Here is a 22520-nt window from a genome sequence, read left to right on the forward strand (position 1 = left end):
ACTTTTTCCATTCTTCTTTCCGCACTGCGGGTTTGCATGCCAAACATTACAACATCAGAAAGCGCGCTGGTAAGGCAGAATACCCTGACGCAGCATTTGACCGGTTCCTAAGCCGTAGTTAGAGCTCAGGCCACGCAGTTCAATGTTGAACGAGATTTGGTTGTCATATTTACTGCTTTCGTTTTCCCAACCGTTGATTTTGCGCTCGTAACCCAGGCGAATGGCATAACAGCATGAGCTGTATTGCAGGCCAACCAGCTGATCGGCAGGCTGTTTTGATTTGGTGTCGTAGTAATACGCACCCACCACCGACCAGGCATCAGCAATCGGCCAGCTTGCCGTCATCCCAACCTGAGAAATGCCATCTTTATAGATCTCGTTGGTAGAAATATCACGCTGCAGCGCAGACGCCACATACTCCGGGCTGCTGTAGCGATAGTTAAGCTGGACCATACGGTCAGCGTCACGACGATACTCCAGCACCGCATTCCCCTGCGAAATGTTATCCAGTCGCGTATCGTACTGAATACCACCGCGCGTGCTCCAGCGATCGCTAATTTTCCAGTATGAATCACCGGCCCACACCAGGCTGCCAGTGTCATCTTCATCGCTCGTCGTTTCCAGTCCGGTGCGAGAAGGGGTAAACGAGTAGATTTGACCCACAGAAACGTTAAAACGTTCAACCAGATCGGTATCATAAATTCGCGAAGTGACGCCGGTGGTCATCTGGTTGGCGGATGCGATGCGATCCAGACCGCTATAGGTGCGATCGCGGAACAGTCCGGTGTAGTCAGATTGCAGCAGCGTTGAGTCATAGGCGTTGATATGGCTCTGGTCGCGATACGGGATATACAGATACTGCGTACGCGGTTCCAGCGTCTGGGTATAACCTTCCGCCCAGTTCATATCGCGTTCAAACACCATTTTGCCATCAACTTTGAATTGTGGCATTACGCGGTTGACCGACTCTTTCAGCTGGTTGGTTTTATCGGTATCGACGCTGGTATTGTAATACTCCACATCACTCTGCTGATAGTGGGTCGCCAGCAGCTTCGCTTCGGTATTCAGACTGCCCCAGCCATTGGCCAGCGGCAGATTAATCGTCGGTTCAATGTGCAGGCGCGTCGCTTCAGGATAGCGCGAATCGACGTTGGTAAACTTCACCGCCTGACCATACACGTGGGTATCAAACGGCCCCACATCGTTCTGATAGTAGTTAAGATCCAGCTGCGGCTGCGCACGATAGACATTACGCACCGAGAACACCTGGAAATCTTTACTCGACAGGGTGGCGTTCCAGTTGCTCTCCGCATAGCCGACGCTGAATTTCTGCGTCAGATAGCCATCCGTCGACGAGTAGTACGGCGAATCCAGATCGTTAAAATAGTAATTGTCGCTGACTTTTGAGTAGTCAACATTGAAGCGCCAGTTCTGATCGTAGACGCCAGCATGGCGCCAGTAGAAGAACCAGCGATTCGAATCTTTCTCTTCCGGATGATCTTTATTGAACTGATCGTCCGATTGCAGATAGTCGAACTCCACCAGGCCAGCGCCTGCCGTGGTCAGATAGCGGAACTCATTCTGATACTGGATGCCGCGCTTGCTCATATAGTGCGGCGTCAGGGTGGCATCAAAGTTCGGCGCAATATTCCAGTAATACGGCAGAATAAATTCAAAGCCGTTGTTACTGCCATATTTGGCATTGGGGATCAGGAAACCAGAACGACGGCGATCGCCGATCGGCAATTGCATATACGGGCTGTAAAACACCGGCACCGCACCAATTTTAAAGCGCGCATTCCAGATCTCCGCCACCTCTTCCTGGCGATCCTGAATCACTTCAGAACCGACCACGCTCCAGCTGTTATCGCCAGGCAGACAGGAAGTAAAGGTGCCGTTTTCCAGAATGGTATAACGATTTTCACCGCGCAGTTTCATCTGATCGGCGACACCACGCCCCTGGCGGCCGACCATCTGATAGTCACCGTTCCAGACGTTGGTGTCTTTGGTATTCAGATTCGACCAGGCTTTCGGACCTTTCAGGATGACCTGATTGTCGTCATAGTGCACATTACCCAGCGCATCAACCGTACGGGTAGGTACAGTTTGACCAGGCAAGGTTTTCTGATGAAGCTGTACTTCATCAGATTGCAGGCGGCTGTTACCCTGCTGCACATCGACATTGCCGGTGAACACCGCATCGTCGGGATAGTTGCCTTTCGCGTTATCAGCGTTAATCGTTACCGGCAGTTGATTGGTTTGTCCCTGCACCAGAGGTCGATTATAACTCGGCACGCCAAGCATGCACTGCGACATCAAATCGTCGGCAAGCACATGCTGACTGTAAAGTGCTGAACCAATCAGAGTGGCCAGCAAAGTAGGAATATGTTTTTTCATACGCGGTATCGAGAATTCCGTGATAACTGGCATCATGCCGACAAACGGTCAGAGACTAACTTACTCAACTGCGTTGCGCTAGTCTTAATCCTGCTCGTTTACCCGCGTTGCCGTTAGGCTCTGAGTTAAATGACAGGTATGATAATGCAATTTTTGGCCTTCAGCATGGCGAATTGAGGAGTATATGCGCTATTGGGGAAAAGTACTTGGCCTTGTGCTGGGTTTGTTGTCTGGAGCAGGCTTCTGGGGCCTGGCGATTGGCCTGATTATTGGTCATATGGTTGATAAGGTTCGCGGCGCGCAAGGGCGGGGCTATTTCGCTAATCAGCAAACGCGGCAGACGCTGTTTTTTCGCACCACTTTTCAGGTGATGGGGCATTTAACCAAATCGAAAGGGCGCGTAACCAATGCTGATATTCAGATGGCGTCGCTGCTGATGGAGCGGATGCAGCTGCATGGTGTGGCGCGTACCGCGGCGCAGCAGGCGTTTCGTGAAGGTAAGCAGGGTGAATATCCGTTGCGAAGCAAGCTGCGTGAATTGCGTAGCGCCTGTTTCGGCCGTTTTGATCTGATTCGGATGTTTCTGGAAATTCAGATTCAGGCGGCGTTTGCCGATGGTTCACTGCATCCCAATGAGCGTCAGGTGTTGTATGTGATTGCTGAAGAGCTGGGTATTTCCCGCAGCCAGTTCGATCAGTTCTTACGTATGATGCAGAGCGGCCAGCAGTTTGGCGGCGGCGGCCAGTCGTGGAACGGCTCTTCTTCGCAAGGTGGTTTCCAGCAGGCGCCACGTGGGCCGACGCTGGAAGATGCCTGTAGCGTACTCGGCGTGAAAAGCAGCGACGATGCGGTCACCATTAAGCGCGCCTATCGCAAGCTGATGAGTGAGCACCATCCTGATAAGCTGGTGGCGAAAGGTTTGCCGCCGGAAATGATGGAGATGGCGAAGCAAAAAGCGCAGGAAATTCAGTCGGCGTACGATTTGATTAAGCGCGAAAAGAATTTTAAATAGCCGTGAAGTGAAAAAGGGCGGCGAGAACGCCGCCCACAGCAAAATTAAAAATCCGCCGGCTGACGAAAAGTCATCGGCGTTTTATATTGCGGGTGGGTAATGGTCAGTATCTCCGCATGCAGCTGTAATCTTGGCGCCATGACTCTGGCTTCATCATGAGCATAAAAGCGGTCGCCCAGGATTGGATGGCCCAGCGCCAGCATATGGACGCGTAACTGATGAGAACGCCCGGTAATCGGCTTTAAGCGGACGCGCGCGCTGTTATCGGCGGCATACTCCAGCACTTCATACCCGGTCTGCGCCGCTTTGCCGGTTTCAAAACAGACTTTCTGCTTTGGCCGGTTCGGCCAGTCACAAATCAGTGGTAAATCAACCAGCCCGCTCTCCGGCTGCGGATGCCCCCAGACGCGTGCAATGTAGGTTTTTTGTGGTTCGCGCTCGCGAAACTGCCGTTTAAGCTCACGCTCAGCGGCTTTGTTCAGCGCCACCACCATCACCCCGCTGGTCGCCATATCCAGCCGGTGTACCGATTCGGCCTGCGGGAAATCACGCTGAATGCGCGTCATCACACTGTCTTTATGCTCTTCCAGACGACCGGGCACCGACAGCAAACCGCTGGGCTTGTTGACCACCATAATATGCTCATCCTGATAGAGGATATGCAGCCAGGGATCGAGTGGGGGATTGTAGGGTTCCATCATATGTCCAACAGGTACTCGGGCAACACCCTCCCCGATGTAAGCAGGGGAGGGCTGGGGTGGGGGAGCAACGATTACTGGTGCGTCACCACAATCAGGCGCAGCGCATCGAGGCGCCAGCCCGCATCGTTAAGACTGGCCAGCACCTGCGCACGATTGCTCTCCAGCGCTTCGACCTCGTCATCACGAATATTCGGATTGACCGCTTTCAGCGCTTCCAGACGCGACAGCTCGGCGCTCAGCTTCTCATCGGCTTCCTGACGCGCTGCATCAATCACCAGGCGCGCTTCCGCCGCCGCCTGCTCTTCGGATAACTTCAGGATCTCATGCACATCCTGCTGTACCGCATTGACCAGTTTACTGCCGGTATGACGGTTCACCGCATTAAGCTGACGGTTAAAGCTTTCAAATTCAACTTTGCCCGCCAGGTTAGTGCCTTTACGATCAACCAGCATACGGACTGGCGTTGGCGGCAGGAAGCGGGTCAGTTGCAGGTGCTTCGGCGCCTGCGCTTCCACCACGTAAATCATCTCCACCAGCAGGGTGCCGACCGGCAATGCTTTATTCTTCAGCAGCGACAGCGCGCAGCTGCCGGTATCGCCGGAGAGGATCAGATCCAGACCGTTACGAATAATCGGATGTTCCCAGGTAACATACTGGGCATCTTCACGCGACAGCGCCTGCGCACGATCAAAGGTAATGGTGCAGCCATCTTCCGGCAGTCCCGGGAAATCTGGCACCAGCATATGATCGCCTGGCGTCAGCACGATCATATTATCACTGCGATCTTCCTGATTGATGCCGACAATATCGAACAGGTTCAGCGCAAAGTTGACCAGTTCAATATCATTGTCCTGCTCGCCAATCAGATCGGCCAGCGCCTGCGCCTGTTCGCCGCCATTGGAGTTCAGCTCCAGCAGGCGGTCGCGGCCCTGCTCCAGCTGGCTTTTCAGCGCGTCATGCTGGCTGCGGCACTGATGGATAAACTCCTCCAGTCCCTGTGGATTCTCCGGCGCTGCCAGATACTCAATCAGCTGCTGATAAACGCTGTCATAGATGGCGCGACCTGTCGGGCAGGTATGTTCAAACGCGTCCAGACCTTCGTGATACCAGCTAACCAGCACCGCCTGCGCGGTTTTTTCCAGATAGGGCACCATAATCTGAATATCGTGCGCCTGGCCGATACGATCGAGACGACCAATACGCTGCTCCAGCAGATCCGGGTTAAACGGCAGATCAAACATCACCAGACGGCTGGCGAACTGGAAGTTACGGCCTTCGGAACCGATTTCCGAGCACAGCAGCACCTGAGCGCCGCTCTCTTCGGTGGCAAAGTAAGCCGCGGCACGGTCGCGCTCGATAATTGACAGGCCTTCATGGAATACCGCAGCACGGATGCCTTCGCGCTCGCGCAGCACCTGCTCAAGTTGCAGGGCAGTAGCGGCTTTGGCGCAGATCACCAGTACTTTCTCGTCACGGTTGCTGGTCAGATAACCCAGCAGCCATTCAACGCGCGGATCGAAGTTCCACCAGGTGCCGCTGTCGCCTTCAAATTCCTGATAAATCTGCTCCGGATAGAGCATATCGCGTGCGCGCTCGTCGGCGGATTTACGCGCGCTCATAATCCCGGAGACTTTAATCGCCGTCTGATACTGCAACGGCAGTGGCAGGCGAATCTGATGCAGTTCACGTTTCGGGAAGCCTTTCACACCATTACGGGTGTTACGGAACAGTACGCGGCTGGTGCCATGGCGATCCATCAGCATGCTGATCAGCTCCTGACGCGCCTGCTGCTTGCCTTCACGGTTGCTGTTGGCCACCTGCAATAGCGGCTCGATATCCTGTTCGCCCACCAGGTCGTTCAGCATATTCATCTCATCGGTGGAGATGGTTTTATCTGCCAGCAGCATAGCGACGGCATCAGCAATCGGGCGGAAATTCTGTTGCTCTTCAACAAACTGAGCGAAATCGTGGAAACGATCCGGATCCAGCAGGCGCAGACGGGCAAAGTGGCTCTCCATACCGAGCTGTTCCGGGGTGGCGGTCAGCAGCAGTACGCCCGGGATCTGTTCGGCGAGTTGCTCAATCACCTGATATTCGCGGCTTGGTTCGCCTTCGCTCCACGCCAGGTGGTGCGCCTCATCGACGATCAGCAGGTCCCACTCGGCCTCGGCCATTTTCTCCAGGCGCTGTTTGTTGCGGCGCACAAAGTCCAGCGAGCAGATCACCAGCTGTTCTGTTTCAAAGGCGTTGTCGCTGTCATGCTGCGCTTCGGCGTAACGGTCGTCATCAAACAGCGCAAAGCGCAGGTTAAAGCGGCGCAGCATCTCGACCAGCCACTGATGTTGCAGGGTTTCCGGCACCACGATCAATACGCGTTCGGCACGGCCCGCCAGCAGCTGCTGATGGATAATCATGCCCGCTTCGATGGTTTTACCCAGACCCACTTCATCGGCCAGCAACACGCGCGGCGCATGGCGACGGCCAACGTCATGGGCAATATGCAGCTGGTGCGGGATCAGGTTGGTGCGCATCCCACGCAGGCCGCTGATCGCCAGACGATACTGTTCACTGTGATATTTGCGCGCGCGAAAACGCAGGGCAAAGCGATCCATGCGATCGAGCTGACCGGCAAACAGGCGATCCTGCGGTTTGCTGAACACTAATTTACTGTCCAGCATCATTTCGCGCAGCGTCACGCCGCTCTCATCGTTATCCAGACGCTTGCCGACATAGGTCATCAGACCTTTATCGCTGAGGGCTTCTTCTACTTCCAGCTGCCAGCCTTCATGACTGGTCACGGTGTCGCCCGGATTAAAGATCACGCGGGTAATCGGAGAATCATTTCTGGCATAGAGACGGTTTTCACCCGTGGCAGGGAACAACACTGTCACCATACGTGCATCCAGTGCAACAATGGTTCCCAATCCCAGTTCGCTTTCCGTATCGCTGATCCAGCGTTGACCAAGTGTATAAGGCATAGATAGTTGGCTCGATTCTCATCCCCTTCGTAATTGAAGTTGCCGCAGCGTTAGCGGCGTTCACTCACCCGAATCACTGACTGGTGTCAGTTCACCGGGATTTGTTCTCTTGCTGCCTTGCTGCAACTCCAGTTACTTTGGGGAACTCATGTTTTTTTAGAACGCGCTGCAGGCAATAGCATTGCGGCCGGACAAAAAGAGTGTCTGGCTGAAGGTGCGGAGCGTTGACGTTCAGGAAGGGCGCTATGGTACTGGAAGGTAACGCGTTCGTCACCTGTCAAAACAGCCCTAACTGTCCTGTTATCAGTGTAGCAAAGTCATCCTGCATAAATGGCAGAATGCCGTCCGCCACCGGTTGTAGCTGGCGCGAAAGATAGTGATCATAGTCGAGAGGTGTGATTCGCGCCTCCAGCGGTTCCGGGCCTGAGGTTGCCATCACATAGCGAATATAACCGCCATTCTGGTACTGCAACGGGCGGCCCAGCTTGCGGTTGTGCTCATCGGCCAGCCGCGCGGCGCGCACATGCGGCGGCACATTACGTTCATACTCTTTCAGTGGCCGGCGTAAGCGCTTTTTGAATACCAGTCGATCGTCAAGTTCACCGTCCAGCAGCTGACGCACAGTTTCACGAATAAAATCCTGATAAGGCTGGCGCTGAAAAATCCGCAGATAAAGTTCCTGCTGAAACTGCTGTGCCAGCGGCGTCCAGTCGGTGCGGACCGTTTCCAGCCCTTTAAACACCATGCGCTGCTGACCGTCCGCGGTAATTAAACCGGCATAGCGTTTTTTGCTGCCCTGTTCGGCGCCACGAATGGTGGGCATTAAGAAACGGCTGAAATGGGTTTCGTACTCCAGCTCCAGCGCGCTTTCCAGACCATACTGCTGGCTGAGATGCTGCCGCCACCAGAGGTTAACTTTCTCCACCAGCCGCTGACCAATCTCACTGGCCTGCGCGTTATCGTGCGGCGATTTCAGCCAGACAAAGGTGGAATCAGTGTCGCCGTAAATCACATCGTAACCTTCCGCCTCAATCAGCTCGCGCGTCTGGCGCATAATTTCATGGCCGCGCAGGGTGATGGAAGAGGCGAGGCGCGGATCGAAAAAGCGACAGGCGCTGGTGCCGAGCACGCCATAAAAGGCGTTCATAATAATCTTCAGCGCCTGTGACAGCGGCTTATTGCCCTGTTTTTTCGCCGCTTCACGCCCCAGCCAGATCTGTTTGACGATCTCCGGCAGGCAGTGTTCGCTGCGCGAGAAGCGCGCATGGCGGAAGCCGGGCACGGAGTGCGCGTCGTCGGGCGTCGCCAGTCCGGCCACCAGACCGACCGGATCGATCAGAAAGGTGCGGATAATCGACGGATAGAGGCTTTTATAATCCAGCACCAGCACCGAATCATACAGACCGGGGCGTGAATCCATCACATAGCCGCCGGGGCTGGCTTCCGGGGCGATTTCACCGAGATTAGGCGCCACATAACCGGCACGATGCATCCGTGGCAGATAGAGATGGCTGAAGGCAGCGACAGAGCCGCCATGGCGATCCACCGCCAGACCATTAACCGAGGCGCGTTCCAGTAAAAACGGCATCAGTTCGGTGTGCTGGAAAATGCGCGTCACCAGTTCGCAATCTTTCAGGTTGTAGCGCGCCAGCGCCGGTTTGTCGTTGGCGAAACGTTCATTGATCTCTTCCATGCGCTGCCATGGATTATTAATCGCTTTACCTTCGCCCAGCAGTTCGCGCGATACCGCTTCGAGGCTGAACGAGGAGAAGTTCCAGAATGCGGATTTTAGCGCCTCAATGCCGTCAATAATCAGCCGTCCGGCAGCTTGCGCGAAAAATACGCCGGGTTTAAAACCGTGTTCGCGCCACTCCAGCGGCTGGCGATCGCGGCCCAGACGCAGCGGTATGCCATAGCGGTCGGCATGTTTTTGCAGCACACGCAGGTCAAACTGCACCACGCTCCAGCCAATCACCACGTCGGGGTCGTGCTGCTGAAACCAGGCGTTAAGTTTTTCCAGCAGCTGCGGACGGCTGCTGACATATTCCAGATTAAAATCCAGCTGGCTGGCATCGCCATTTTCCGGTCCGAGCATATACACATCACGCTGACCACAACCCTCAAGGCCAATGCAGTAAAGCTCACCGTGCTGGGTGGTTTCGATATCCAGTGAGACCCACTTTAGCGGCGGCCGATAATCAGGATGCGGCTTCAGCCTGCCGTTGATCAGGCTGTCACCGGCAGGCTGACCGCTGAACCATACCGGCGCGGTGATAAAGCGCTCCATTAAAAAGCGCTCCGGGGGACGGATATCGGCCTCGTACAATGGGATCTGCTGTTCACGCAGTAGCTTTTCCAGCCGCTGTAGCTGGCGATACTGACGGCAATAGAGCGCAAATACCGGGCGATGACGGAAGTCTTTCAGTTCGAGGGGCGTAATGCGACAGTGACGTTCAGCGGCCAGCAGCTGTTCTGCCTGCTGCTGAAATTGTTGCGGAATAAAGGCCACCGACTCCTGCTCCGGCAGCACCAGCCGTTGCGGCCCGGCATCGGTTGCCAGCCACAGCACCACTTCCGTACCGGTGGCGGTGTCCCGCCAGTGGCGAGTAAGTAAAAAGCCTGCGCGTGCGTTATCCACCCGGAACCCTTATTGCGTTAACTGTAAATAATAATAGCATGTTTATTTATACAGTTCTTGCGCGACAATTAGCGGGATTTTAATTCAGCTGCTAAACCTTGTGGGTAACATAAAAAAGTCATTGATGACCTGAGCCAGGCTGGCGCTGTATCAACTAAAAGGATATTTCGATGGAACCTGTAATCGTAGCCCATACGCCATTGGGTGATGGGCAGTTGCTGTTTAAATCACTGAACGGCACTGAACAACTCTCCGCACTCTACGCTTTTGAAATCGAATTACTCAGTCACGACAATAATATTGCGCTAAAAACGTTACTGGGCGGCGACTTAGCTGTTGAGTTAAAAGATCAGCAGGCGCCATCGCGTTATTTAACCGGAAAAATTACACAAATTACCCATGCCGGTCAGGCCATCGGCGCTGAACGCTACACGCTGTATCGCGCCACCATCCGTCCGGCGGTATGGTACTTAACGCAAAACCGTGACTTCCGTATCTGGCAGGAAAAAACGGTGCCTGAAATCCTGCATGATCTGTTTAAAGCCCACCATATTCTGTATGAAAACCGGCTGAGCTGGCGTTATCGCCAGTGGGATTATTGCGTCCAGTATCAGGAGAGTGATTTCGATTTTATTAGTCGCCTGATGGAGCATGAGGGGATTTATTACTATTTTTCGCATCAGGCGGATGGGCAGGTGCTGATTCTGGCCGACGGGCCGCAGGCGCATAACGCGCTGGCGGGCCATGAAAATATCCCGTGGAGCACTCAAGAGGGTCATGCTGCGGGGATTAGCGGCTGGAGCGCCACTGACACCATCACCCCGGCGCTTTACAGCATGGATGACTACGATTTTCGTCAGCCGCGCGCGCGGCTGCTGGAGGTGCGACAAAATCCTCACTCCGGCGCCGTCGGCAGAGCGGAAGTGTTCGACTGGCCTGGCCGTTTTAACGATCGTCAGCAGGGGGAGTTTTATGCACGCATACGTCAGCAGGAGCTGGCAGCGCAGCACCAGCAGATGGCGGGCAGCGCAAGCGCCTGTGGCATCGCGCCCGGTTATCTGTTTCAGCTCTGCGGCGCGCCGCGTCGTGAGGATGAGCGGCAATATCTTACCGTCAGCGCCAGCTGGTTACTTAGCGTCAGTCCCTGCAATAGCGGCGCAGCAGGCGGCGAGCGGCTGGTAAGCTTTACCCTGGTGCCGGGCGATATCAACTGGCGCCCGCTGCGGCAGACGCGCTGGCCAAAGACCCATGGCCCGCAAACTGCCGAGGTGATCGGACCCTATGGCGAAACTATCTGGACCGATAAATATGGCCGGGTAAAACTGAAGTTCCGCTGGGATCGCCATGGTTGCAGCGATGGCAGTAGTTCGTGCTGGGTACGCGTCTCCAGCAGCTGGGCGGGCTGGGGATATGGCGCCTTACAGGTGCCGCGCGTTGGTGAGGAGGTAGTGGTGGATTTTATTAATGGCGACCCGGATCGACCGATTATCACCGGGCGTGTCTATAACCAGCAGAACATGCCACCCTGGGAGCTGCCCAGTGCCGCCACACGGATGGGTTTTATGTCGCGCAGCAGTGGCGGCACCATTGATAACGCCAGCTTTCTGTTTCTCGACGATGCCCTCGGTAACGAATCTTTTACCCTGCACGCTGAACGCGATATGACGATTTCAGTGGAGAACGATCTTCATATGCGGGTTGGCGGTAACCGGCAGGAGCATACTGCGGGAGACCTGATGGTTTCGGTTGATGGCAGCTGGCAGCAAGAGGTGAATGGCGGCGAAATCATGATCTCTTCGCCACATAAAATCACGCTGAAAAGTGACACCACCATTGAAATGGATGCCCCGGTCAGTACCGTGAATGCACGCAGTCACGCTTACACCACCACCGGTTTCAATGTCAGTATTAACGGACTGGATATCAAGATGAATGCGATGTCAGTGGGCACCACCATCTCCAGCAATGAAGTGAAGAGCCTTGCCTGCACCTTTACCGGATTAAGCCTGTCAAAGACCGGCGTCACCATGCAAACCAACACCATTAAATACAGCGGAACACAGCTGATGGTCGATCTTTCGGCGGTGCGAACGTTGATGAGCGGCTTGTTTTTATATATGTGATCACGCCATCACCTGCTGACATTGACATAAAGCCAACACTCCCATACAAAACAAGCCTTGACGCTGTTGTGACGGGTCAGGACAATCCAGCATTCGAAATACCAGAATGGAACATTATGGAAGCCTGGCTGGAACAATTAATTACGCAATCGCTGGCGTGGTCGCTGTTTGCGGTGATGCTGGTGGCATTTCTGGAGTCGCTGGCGCTGGTTGGACTGTTGTTGCCCGGCACGGTGCTAATGGCGACGCTGGGCGCGCTGATCGGCAGCGGCCAGATGGGCCTCTATCCGGCATGGGGCGCCGGGATTATCGGTTGCCTGCTGGGCGACTGGATCTCCTACTATATTGGCTGGCAGTTTAAAGGGCCGCTGCACCGCTGGTCATTCCTGCAACGGCATAAGTCGATGCTGGATAAAACCGAGCATGCCCTGCATCAGCACAGTATGTTTACCATTCTGGTTGGACGTTTTATTGGCCCGACCCGCCCGCTGATCCCGATGGTTGCCGGTATGCTGGAGCTGCCGATAAAGAAGTTTCTGCCGCCTAATATCATTGGCTGCCTGCTATGGCCGCCGCTCTACTTTATGCCGGGCATTCTGGCGGGCGTGGCGATTGATGTGCCGAAGGATGCGGAGAGCGGCATGTTTAAATGGCTGCTGCTGGCAGTGGCGCTGCTGCTGTGGCTGGGCATCTGGTTATGCTGGCGCTGGAAGCGCGCCGCGAAGCAGAATGACTGGGCGACGCCGATGTTGCCGGTCAGTCGCCTGCGCTGGCTGGCGCCGAGCGCGTTAGTTATCGGTGTCGGCAGTTTTATTGCCATCCAGTTTCATCCGATGATGCCGATATTTCGTCATTTGCTGTGGCAGGTATTTGTCGGTCGCTAGCATCGATAGCGGGTCAGCGTTGCTGGCCCGGTTATTTAACCGTAACGCCTAAAATCTCTGCTTCCCGCGTTTCCCCGGCGGCCAGCGTTGCGGTCGCGCCATCCCAGTAAACCCGTCCGTCAACAATCAGCACGCTGCGTGCGGCGATCTGCTGTGCATCTTCCAGACTGTGCGACACCATCAGTAAGGTGATTTTTCGCTCGCGGCAGACTTCATCCACCAGCCGCAACATCTCTTTGCGTAATGCCGGGTCGAGGGCGGAAAATGGCTCATCCAGCAGCAGTAACGGCTGCTGTCGCACCAGACAGCGCGCCAGTGCGGCACGCTGGCGCTGGCCGCCGGAGAGCTGCGATGGCAGGCGTTCGAGATAGTCACTGAGGCCGACGCGTTGCGCGATAGCGTTGATGGCCTGTTTCTGCTGCGCATTTAGCTTTAAGCCGGGATGCAGGCCCAGACCGATATTTTGCGCCACGCTAAGATGGGGAAACAGATTGTTTTCCTGAAACAGCATCGACACCGGACGCTGCGCCGGGGCGCTGTGGGTATGGTCACTGCCATTTAGCGTCATAGTGCCGCTACTGGCGGGCAGAAAACCGGCAATCAGACTCAGCAGCGTGCTTTTGCCGGCGCCGCTCGGGCCAAGGATCGCCAGCCGCTCGCCCGCCTGCATCGACAGAGAAAAGCGCATCGGCAGATGCTGATAGAGATAAGTTAAATTATTCAGCGTAAGCATGACGTCCCGGCAGTTTTTCAATCACGGTGAACAACAGAAAACAGAGTAATAGCAGTAGCAACGCGGTGACCGCCCCCTGTTCGCTGCGATAAGAGCCAATCTGCTGATAGAGCCAGAAGGGCAGGGTGCGGAAATCTTCATTGCCAAACAGCGCCACTACGCCAAAATCGCCAATTGACAGTACACAGGCAAACGCCAGCGCCTGGGCCAGCGGGCGCTTCAGCGCTTTCAGTTCAATCAATTTCAGCCGGTTCCAGCCTTTAATATCCAGCGAGAGGCACAGCAGATTGTAGCGCTCGGCAATATCGCGCAGGGGATTTTCCAGTACCTTCATCGCATAGGGGATGGCCATCAGCGCATTGGTAAACATCACCAGCCCCTCCGCCGACTGCGGTAAACCAATGGTACTGTTCAGCAGCAGGAAGAAACCGGTGGCCAGCACAATGCCAGGCATGGCGAGGATCAGCATGCCGCTGAGTTCCAGCGTCTGGCCCGCCAGCGGACGCTGGCGCAGGCGCAGCTCGCGGCTGGTCCACAGCAGCATGGTGGTCAGCACCACGCACAGCAGACCGGCTCCCAGCGCGATGCGTAGCGACGTAGCGGTTGCCTGCCATAGCGCCGGTTGCGTCAGCACGCTGCCAATCCCCTGATTAATGCCATCAACCACCACCGCCAGCAGCGGCGGTAATAACAGGCTTAACGCCAGAGCGATGATCAGGGTATCGGTGAGGCGGGCGTGCAGGCTCTGTTGCGGATTACGCCAGCCGCCCAGCGTGGCGTTACCCGCCGGGATCACTTTACTTAAACGCTGGCTAAGCATCACCAGGCCGAGGCAACAGATCATCTGTATCAGCGCCAGCAGCGCCGCCCGGCCAGGATCGTAGTCATAACTGAGCGCCTGGAAAATTGCCAGCTCGATGGTGGTGGCTTGCGGCCCGCCGCCCAGCGACAACACGGTGGCAAAACTGGCGAAGCAGAGCATAAAAATCAGCGCTCCGGCGGGCAGAATTTGCCGCCGCAGCCACGGCCACTCCAGCAGACGAAAGTGGTGCCAGCCGCCCATTCCCAGCTGCGCCGCCAGCTGACGCTGTTCGCTGGGAATATTCTCCAGCGTCTGCAATAACAGGCGGGTGGCCAGCGGCAGATTAAAGAACACATGCGCCAGCAAAATGCCCGACAGGCCATAAGGCGAGAAGCGGTAGTCAATGCCGAACAGCTGGCAGAGATGCGCCAGCCAGCCTTCGCGGCCGTAGACGCTAAGTATGCCAAATACCGCCACCAGCACCGGCAGCACCAGCGTCATGGCGCACAGGCGCAGCAGCGCACGGCGTCCGGGAAAGCGGCGACGCCAGAGCGCACGCGCCAGCGGGATTGCCGGGATCACGGACAGCAGCGCCGATAACAGCGCCTGCCAGAAAGAGAAGCCCAGCACATGCCAGAGATAGCGATCCTGTACAATCGCGCGCCAGTCGGTTGCCGGTGCGTTAAACCATAATGCGCCAAACGCCAGTAGCGCCACGGCGACCAGCAGCAGGGCCGCCAGGCCGCCGGGGATCATCCAGCCGGCAATTAGCGGCTGACGGCGCGTTGCCATTCACTGATCCACTGGCTGCGTTTATCGGCGACTTGCTGCGGGCTGAACTCCAGTGCAGTTTTTGGTACGCGAAGAGTGCTGAAGCCGTCCGGCAGTTTGCTGTCGATCACCGGATACATCCAGTTGCCGGTCGGAATGGCCTGCTGGAACGGCTGGCTGACAATAAATTGCATAAAGCGCTGCGCCAGTTGCGGTTGTTTGCTGCTGGCCAGCTGACCGGCGACTTCGACCTGCATATAGTGGCCTTCAGCGAAGTCGGCGGCGGCATACTGATCTTTTTTCTCTTCAATCAGATGATAGGCCGGAGAGGTGGTGTAGCTCAGCACCAGATCGCTTTCACCTTTCAGGAACAGGCCGTAGGCTTCGCTCCAGCCTTTGGTGACGGTAACGGTTTTGCGGGCCAGCTTCTGCCAGGCCTGAGGCGCATCAGCGCCATACACTTTCTGCATCCACAGCAGCAGGCCGAGGCCTGGGGTGCTGGTGCGCGGATCCTGATAGATCACTTTCCAGTTCTGATTGCTGTCGACCAGCTCTTTCAGGCTTTTGGGCGGGTTTTTCACTTTGGTTTTGTCATAGACAAAGGCGAAGTAGCCATAGTCGTACGGCACAAAGGTGCTGTTATGCCAGCCACCCGGAATTTTCAGCGCGCGGGTATCCACCTTGCTCGGGCTGAACAGAGCGGTTTTTTCCGCCGCCTGCAGCAGATTGTTATCGAGGCCAAGCACCACATCCGCTTTACTGTTTTTGCCTTCCATCCGCAGACGGTTTAGCAGTGATACGCCATCTTCCAGCGCGACGAATTTCAGTTCGCAATTGCAGTCGGCTTCAAACGCTTTTTTGATCGCCGGACCCGGCCCCCACTCCGCAGAGAATGAGTCATAGGTATAGACGGTCAGGGTGGGTTTAGCAGCGAAAACAGGTGTCGCCAGCAGCAGTAAAAAGGGCAGGGTTTTCTTTAACACTTTGCGCTCTCCTGGAGAGAAATTTTATGAGTCGCAAAGGATCTGAGTAACGCGCAATCTCAAATCCCTACGCCGGTATAAGCCGGATCAGGTTCGACGGGTTTTTCTCAGCGGAAAACTTGCTCGCGGCGTTTTTAAATTATCGCCATATAAGGTTTTTCCGCACCCCGTTGAGAATCGCCTATTCTAGTGACTTATGCTGCGCAGCGAAAGCATCACGACTCCGGCGGTGCAAACCAGGCGGATTTAAAATCAAACCAGCCGAGGGTATTCATCCGCACCCCGCGCATACTGCGCTGGCCTTCCAGCAATAACCAGTGGTGGAACAGCGGATGCAGGCTGTAACTGTCGACCAGCTGTTGACTCCAGTCCGCCAGCGACAGTTGTTGCTGCCGCCAGCGCTGTGCATCTCCTTCCCAGTCAATATCCACACAGTGATGGATCAGCGGAATTTCATACAACAACGAGAACAACGAAAAATCTAACGGCAGGGTGAAATTCGCGCTGCCCAGCCAGATATCACTCTCCGCTTCACCGCGATACCAGCTGTTGTAGTCCACCTCCTGGGTCACCAGTTTCACGCCATGGGCCGCCAGGATCGGCTCCAGCGCATTGGCGATGCCCTGATGCTCAATATGGTCGCTGTACCAGGTAAGGGTTAATGTTTCCAGCCCGTCGGGTTTGCTGACTGGCGTCATATTGCGCCGGTGATGCCAGCGTGGCAGCAGTCCCCAGGCGGGGAACCAGTAACGCTGATAGCCAATCCCCGAGTGGTTGAGCATCGCAATCGGGTTAAAGATGGTGCTGATCCAGCGGCGCACCTGCTCGTTGCGCCCCTGTTCAGAGCGCTGGTCGAACAGCAGAAAATAGCAGCCCTCCTCAAGGCGGCTCTCTTCCGAGGTTTCATCCTGCTTTCCACCTTGCAGTTTGACGCCGGAATAGACCAGTTCATCAGAGATCTCCGGCAGCACCCAGATCGCCACTTCATCGATGAGCGCGCGGTAGCCGAAGTAGTCATCAAATGCCTCAATTTTTAACTGTGACTGCTGATTGCGCACCACTGAATAAGGACCGGTGCCAATCGGCTCGCGTGCGAAGTCCGGCAGGGTTGGCCATTCACGCGGCAGGATCATGGCACTGACGCTGCCCAGTAACCACGGCAGCCAGTTATCCGGCTGGCTGAGATGAATATCCAGCGCCCAGGGTGTCGAGGATTCAATGCGCGTCAGATGGCTGAACAGCGGCTGGGCGTTAAGGCGCTGCAGTGAGCTGATAACATCATCCATCTCCAGTTCGCGGCCATGGTGAAAATGGATTGCCGGGCGCAGATAGAAACGCCAGTGGCTGGCGGAAATCTGCTGCCAGTGATGGGCGATATCGGGTTCCAGTTCCCCGTTTGCCTCATTTATACGTGTCAGGCTGCTGAAGATCTGTCTGGCGAGATGGGTTTCTGAACGACGCAGCGGCGAACCGGGCAGCAAATTCATCAGCGGGCGGTAGTAGAGCACTCGCAGAATATGTTTACCCTGACGAAAACTGCGCCCGAGGTGCGAGCTAATCATCTGACGCACCTGATTTTTATCGCCAACCAGTTGCACCAGCTGGTCGATGCGATCCTGCTCCAGTAAGTCTTCGGCACGTTGCTGCTGGAGTGCGAGGCCGGTATAGAGAAAACTCAGCATCGAGCGTTTACCGCGTCCGGCTTCCGACTGCCAGTTTAGCCAGCCTTCAGCTTGCATCGCATTCAGCAGGTTGCGCATATGTCGCCGCGAGCAGCTGAGCTGCAACGCAAGTTCATTAAGTGTGGTCTCTTGTGACTGGCCGTTACAGCTCTGCCACAGGCGAATAAATTGCTGCCGCAAGCGGGGAGAGGACATAAAAGGGGAACTCCGCAGTGAAAGCCATCAGTTTTTCATTTCCTGTATTATGGCGATAATAGCGGCAGATGGAAGAGCGGGAGGCATCGTTGTGATGCGCTTAACCATCACTTTCTGAGTATGGTGCTTTCACCAGCCAGCGGATGAATGTCTGCTGGCTTTTTTCTTTTCACTATGCTTTCTTCTACGCTTCATACTCTGTCGACTATTCGATACCCCCTTTTTCATCCTGCAAGGATCAAGGCATGAAATCGCTGCTTACCCGCCGCCGCCGTATGAATCCGGTGTATATCGCTTTTATGGCGGTCTCTTTTATGGTTGGCGTGGCCGGTGCGCTACAGGCGCCGACGCTGAGCCTGTTTTTATCGCGTGAAGTGGCGGTGCGTCCGTTCTGGGTTGGGTTGTTCTATACCGTCAATGCGATTGCCGGCATTGTGGTCAGTCTGCTGCTGGCAAAGCGCTCGGACAACCGTGGCGACCGGCGTATGCTGATTCTGTTCTGCTGCGTGATGGCGCTGCTGAATGCGTTGCTGTTTGCCTTTAACCGTGACTATCTGACGCTGATTACGTTCGGGGTGTTTCTCTCGGCGCTGGCCAGTGTGGCGATGCCGCAGATTTTCGCGCTGGCGCGCGAGTATGCTGACAGTTCCGCGCGTGAAGTGGTGATGTTCAGTTCGGTGATGCGTGCGCAGCTGTCGCTGGCATGGGTGATCGGGCCGCCGCTGTCGTTTGCACTGGCGCTAAACTACGGTTTTACCACCATGTTTCTGGTGGCCGCCGGATTGTTTGTCATCTGTCTGGCGCTCATCTGGCTGGCTTTGCCGTCGGTGCCGCGCGTTGAGCAGTCGCCGGAAGTGCTGCTGACCCAAATCAGCGCGTGGAAAAATCGCGACGTACGCATGCTGTTTTTCGCTTCTATGATTATGTGGACCTGCAATACCATGTATATCATTGATATGCCGCTGTATATCAGTAGCGTGCTTGGCTTGCCGGATCGGCTGGCGGGGTTGCTGATGGGTACTGCCGCCGGACTGGAGATCCCGGCGATGCTGCTGGCCGGGCATTACGTGAAGCGTTTCGGTAAACGCAATATGATGCTGTTCGCGATTGCCTCAGGAGTGCTGTTTTACCTCGGGCTGGTGCTGTTCCAGTCGCGTACGGCGCTGATGTTGATTCAGATTTTTAATGCCATTTTTATCGGCATTATTGCCGGGATTGGCATGCTCTATTTTCAGGATCTGATGCCGGGGCGTCCGGGGGCGGCCACCACACTGTTTACCAATAGTATATCTACCGGGGTGATTCTTGCCGGGGTGTTGCAGGGGGCGCTGGCGGAAACCTGGGGGCACTATGCGGTGTACTGGCTGGCGTTATTGCTGTCGATAGTGGCGCTGGGGCTGTCGGTAAAAGTTAAAGATGTCTGAAGTAAGCAGGGCGGCGAGAACGCCGCCCCTACGGAGGTTTTTCTGAAACATTGTAGGGGCGGCGTTTTCGCCGCCCGTATTCCAGAATTAAAGAAATGCCGGCTGCCGCCGCTCAAAGGCGTCAATATCGGCGGCATGTTCCAGCGTCAGACCAATGCTGTCGAGGCCATTCAGCATGCAGTGACGACGAAAACTATCCAGTTCAAAGCTATAGCGCTTATCCCCGGCAATCACCACCATATTCTCCAGATCAACGGTAAAGCTGATACCTGGCTCGGCGGCCACCATCGCAAACAGTTCATCAACCTGCTGTTCGCTGAGGGTCACTGGCAGCAGCTGGTTATTAAATGAATTACCGTAAAAAATATCGGCAAAGCTCGGGGCGATTACCGCCTGAATACCGTAATCAGTAATCGCCCAGGGCGCATGCTCACGCGACGATCCACAGCCAAAGTTCTCGCGCGCCAGTAAGATACTGGCGCCCTGAAACACCGGCTTATTCAGAATAAATTCCGGGTTCGACTGGGTACCCGCTGCATCCAGATAGCGCCAGTCATGAAACAGATGCACCCCGAAACCGGTACGTGTCACTTTCTGCAGAAACTGTTTCGGCAGGATGGCGTCAGTATCGACATTGGCCGCATCGATCGGCACCACAATGCCGCTATGCCGGGTAAATTTGTTAGCCATAATCTTGTCCTTAATGCAGTTCGCGAATATCCGCGAAGCGGCCGCTGATGGCTGCTGCGGCGGCCATTGCCGGGCTCAGCAGATGCGTACGGCCATCGCGTCCCTGACGACCTTCAAAGTTACGGTTGCTGGTTGAGGCGCAACGCTCGCCGGGATTCAGGCGATCATTGTTCATCGCCAGACACATTGAGCAGCCTGGCAGACGCCATTCAAAACCGGCATCAAGAAAGATCTTATCCAGACCTTCCGCTTCCGCCTGCGCTTTGACCGGGCCGGAACCCGGCACCACAATCGCCTGCACACCCTGCGCCACCTGACGTCCTTTGGCGATGGCGGCGGCGGCGCGCAGATCTTCAATCCGTGAGTTGGTGCAGGAGCCAATAAAGACTTTATCGATACGCACATCGGTCATTCTGATGCCGGGCTTTAAGTCCATATAGGCCAGCGCTTTCTCGGCGGAGGCGCGTTCAACGGGATCGCTAAATGAGGCAGGCTCCGGGATCAGCTGATTGACCGCAATCACCTGGCCTGGATTAGTGCCCCAGGTCACCTGCGGCGCGACATCGGCGGCATCAAGGGTGACCACGCGATCAAACTGCGCGTCGCTGTCAGATTTCAGGCTGCGCCAGTATTCCAGCGCCTGCTGCCATTTTTCCCCTTTTGGCGCAAACTGCCGCCCTTGCAGGTAGGCGAAGGTGGTTTCATCTGGCGCCACCAGACCCGCTTTCGCCCCCATCTCAATCGCCATATTGCACAATGTCATGCGGCCTTCCATGCTCAGCGCTTCAACCGCCGGGCCACAGAATTCCACCACGTGACCGGTGCCGCCGGCGCTACCGGTTTTACCAATCACCGCCAGCACAATATCTTTGGCGGTGATGCCAGGCGCCGCAGTGCCGGTGACTTCGATTTTCATCGCTTTGGCGCGGCTCTGCTTCAGCGTCTGGGTCGCCAGCACATGTTCCACTTCCGAGGTGCCGATACCAAACGCCAGCGCGCCAAAAGCGCCGTGGGTCGAGGTATGGGAGTCGCCACAGACCAGCGTGGTTCCCGGCAGGGTCAGACCCTGTTCCGGGCCGACCACATGCACGATGCCCTGAAACGGGTGGTTCAGGTCATACAGCTGTACGCCAAATTCGGCGCAGTTCTTGATCAGTTCCTGCATCTGAATGCGCGCCATTTCGCCTGACGCGTTGATATCTTTGGTCTGGGTCGAGACATTATGATCCATGGTGGCGAAAGTCTTTGATGGCTGGCGTAGCGGACGACCGTGCGCGCGCAGACCATCAAACGCCTGTGGCGAAGTGACTTCATGCACTAAATGGCGATCGATATACAGCAGCGGCGTTTCGCCCGCGACTTCGCGGACGACATGCGCATCAAACAGCTTCTGGTATAATGTTTTACCCATATCTGCTATTCCTCAGTGATAAAGCGGGCAATGATCGAGCCCATCTCATCGGTGCTGATTGCCTGCCCGTCACCGGCTAAATCGCTGGTGCGGAAACCTTCTTCCAGCGCACGGTTAATCGCGCGCTCGATAGCGTCGGCCGCCTCATCTGCTTCCAGACTGTAACGCAGCAGCAGTGTCAGCGAGAGAATCTGCGCAATCGGGTTGGCGATATTTTTACCGGCGATATCCGGCGCGGAGCCACCCGCCGGTTCATACAGGCCGAAGCCCTGTTCATTCAGGCTGGCGGAAGGCAGCATGCCCATTGAACCGGTGATCATTGCGCACTCATCGGACAGAATGTCACCAAAAAGATTAGAGCAAAGCAGCACGTCAAACTGTGACGGATCTTTAATCAGCTGCATGGTGGCGTTGTCGATATACATATGGCTCAGCGCCACATCCGGATACTCTTTGCCGATTTCGCTGACGATTTCACGCCACATTACTGAGGTCGCCAGCACGTTGGCTTTATCGATGGAAGTGACTTTGCTGCGACGTTTGCGCGCCGATTCAAAGGCGATACGCGCAATGCGCTCAATCTCAAAGCGGTGATAGACCTCGGTATCAAACGCACGTTCATGCATACCGCTGCCTTCGCGTCCTTTCGGCTGGCCGAAATAGATGCCGCCGGTCAGTTCACGCACGCAGAGAATATCGAAACCGCGGTCAGCGATATCGCGACGCAGCGGACAATATGCCTCCAGACCTTTATACAGGCTGGCCGGACGCAGGTTACTGAACAGTTTGAAATGCTTACGCAGTGGCAGCAGCGCGCCGCGCTCAGGCTGTTCAGCGGGTGGTAAATGTTCCCATTTCGGGCCGCCAACCGAGCCAAACAGAATCGCATCCGCCTGCTCGCAACCGGCAATGGTGGCGGCGGGTAATGGCACGCCGTGACGATCGATGGCGATACCACCGATGTCATATTCGCTGGTGGTAATGCGCATCGCAAAACGCTGGCGAATCGCATCCAGCACTTTGGCTGCCTGCGCCATCACTTCCGGGCCAATGCCGTCACCTGGCAGCACCGCAATATGATAATTTTTCGACATAA

Annotated in this window: 15 protein-coding genes and 1 riboswitch; of the genes, 4 read left to right on the plus strand and 11 right to left on the minus strand. The window is 55.8% G+C overall.

What is annotated here, in order from left to right:
• Positions 1-54: 54 nt before the first annotated feature.
• The gene (gene lptD, locus J2125_RS14965; protein ID WP_040462380.1) at positions 55-2433 is read right to left on the minus strand and encodes an LPS assembly protein LptD; all 2379 of its coding nucleotides are present in this window, start codon (positions 2431-2433) and stop codon (positions 55-57) included.
• 148 nt (positions 2434-2581) lie between these two features.
• Between lptD and djlA the strand changes: the two genes are divergently transcribed.
• Positions 2582-3409, plus strand: a complete 828-nt coding sequence (gene djlA, locus J2125_RS14970; protein ID WP_017800494.1) for a co-chaperone DjlA — start codon at positions 2582-2584, stop codon at positions 3407-3409.
• Positions 3410-3453: 44 nt separating this feature from the next.
• Here the strand turns inward: djlA and rluA are convergent, their stop codons facing one another.
• From rluA to polB, 3 genes are all read right to left on the minus strand, one after another.
• Positions 3454-4107: a bifunctional tRNA pseudouridine(32) synthase/23S rRNA pseudouridine(746) synthase RluA gene (gene rluA / locus J2125_RS14975; protein ID WP_026111621.1), complete on the minus strand. Its 654-nt coding sequence runs from the start codon at positions 4105-4107 to the stop codon at positions 3454-3456.
• A 74-nt stretch (positions 4108-4181) separates the two neighbouring features.
• Positions 4182-7088: an RNA polymerase-associated protein RapA gene (gene rapA, locus J2125_RS14980; protein ID WP_017800492.1), complete on the minus strand. Its 2907-nt coding sequence runs from the start codon at positions 7086-7088 to the stop codon at positions 4182-4184.
• Between the two features lie 277 nt (positions 7089-7365).
• Positions 7366-9726 carry a DNA polymerase II gene (gene polB / locus J2125_RS14985; protein WP_017800491.1) on the minus strand — a complete coding sequence of 787 codons (2361 nt, stop codon included), beginning with the start codon at positions 9724-9726 and terminating at the stop codon, positions 7366-7368.
• Positions 9727-9896: 170 nt separating this feature from the next.
• Between polB and J2125_RS14990 the strand changes: the two genes are divergently transcribed.
• Positions 9897-11849 (plus strand): type VI secretion system Vgr family protein, encoded by a 1953-nt coding sequence (locus tag J2125_RS14990; protein WP_209499506.1) that lies wholly within the window; start codon positions 9897-9899, stop codon positions 11847-11849.
• 116 nt (positions 11850-11965) lie between these two features.
• Positions 11966-12733 carry a DedA family protein gene (locus J2125_RS14995; protein ID WP_017800489.1) on the plus strand — a complete coding sequence of 256 codons (768 nt, stop codon included), beginning with the start codon at positions 11966-11968 and terminating at the stop codon, positions 12731-12733.
• 31 nt (positions 12734-12764) lie between these two features.
• Here the strand turns inward: J2125_RS14995 and thiQ are convergent, their stop codons facing one another.
• The 4 genes from thiQ to sgrR form a co-directional block, all read right to left on the minus strand.
• A complete protein-coding gene (thiQ, locus tag J2125_RS15000) occupies positions 12765-13466 on the minus strand; it encodes a thiamine ABC transporter ATP-binding protein ThiQ (RefSeq protein WP_017800488.1) in 702 nt (233 codons plus the stop codon).
• A complete protein-coding gene (thiP, locus tag J2125_RS15005; RefSeq protein WP_017800487.1) occupies positions 13450-15060 on the minus strand; it encodes a thiamine/thiamine pyrophosphate ABC transporter permease ThiP in 1611 nt (536 codons plus the stop codon). Before thiP ends, thiQ begins: the two co-directional genes overlap by 17 nt.
• On the minus strand, positions 15036-16022 hold the full coding sequence (gene thiB / locus J2125_RS15010; protein ID WP_017800486.1) for a thiamine ABC transporter substrate binding subunit: 987 nt from the start codon (positions 16020-16022) through the stop codon (positions 15036-15038). Before thiB ends, thiP begins: the two co-directional genes overlap by 25 nt.
• A 46-nt stretch (positions 16023-16068) precedes the next feature.
• Positions 16069-16202, minus strand: a riboswitch (TPP riboswitch).
• Positions 16203-16237: 35 nt separating this feature from the next.
• The gene (sgrR, locus tag J2125_RS15015; RefSeq protein WP_026111620.1) at positions 16238-17899 is read right to left on the minus strand and encodes an HTH-type transcriptional regulator SgrR; all 1662 of its coding nucleotides are present in this window, start codon (positions 17897-17899) and stop codon (positions 16238-16240) included.
• 245 nt (positions 17900-18144) lie between these two features.
• Here sgrR and J2125_RS15020 point away from each other — a divergent pair, with 245 nt between their 5' ends.
• Entirely contained in the window at positions 18145-19323 is a 1179-nt protein-coding gene (locus tag J2125_RS15020; RefSeq protein ID WP_017800484.1) for a sugar efflux transporter, read from the plus strand.
• An 87-nt stretch (positions 19324-19410) separates the two neighbouring features.
• Here J2125_RS15020 and leuD read toward each other — a convergent pair whose 3' ends face one another.
• Genes leuD through leuB form a run of 3 tightly spaced genes read right to left on the minus strand, consistent with a single transcriptional unit; the run spans position 19411 to position 22518 of the window.
• Entirely contained in the window at positions 19411-20013 is a 603-nt protein-coding gene (leuD, locus tag J2125_RS15025) for a 3-isopropylmalate dehydratase small subunit (protein ID WP_017800483.1), read from the minus strand.
• Between the two features lie 10 nt (positions 20014-20023).
• On the minus strand, positions 20024-21424 hold the full coding sequence (gene leuC, locus J2125_RS15030) for a 3-isopropylmalate dehydratase large subunit (protein WP_017800482.1): 1401 nt from the start codon (positions 21422-21424) through the stop codon (positions 20024-20026).
• Between the two features lie 5 nt (positions 21425-21429).
• Entirely contained in the window at positions 21430-22518 is a 1089-nt protein-coding gene (gene leuB / locus J2125_RS15035; protein WP_017800481.1) for a 3-isopropylmalate dehydrogenase, read from the minus strand.
• Positions 22519-22520 lie beyond the last annotated feature (2 nt).

Origin of the sequence: Winslowiella toletana, from assembly GCF_017875465.1 — a bacterium.
Taxonomy (GTDB): Bacteria; Pseudomonadota; Gammaproteobacteria; order Enterobacterales; family Enterobacteriaceae; genus Erwinia; species Erwinia toletana.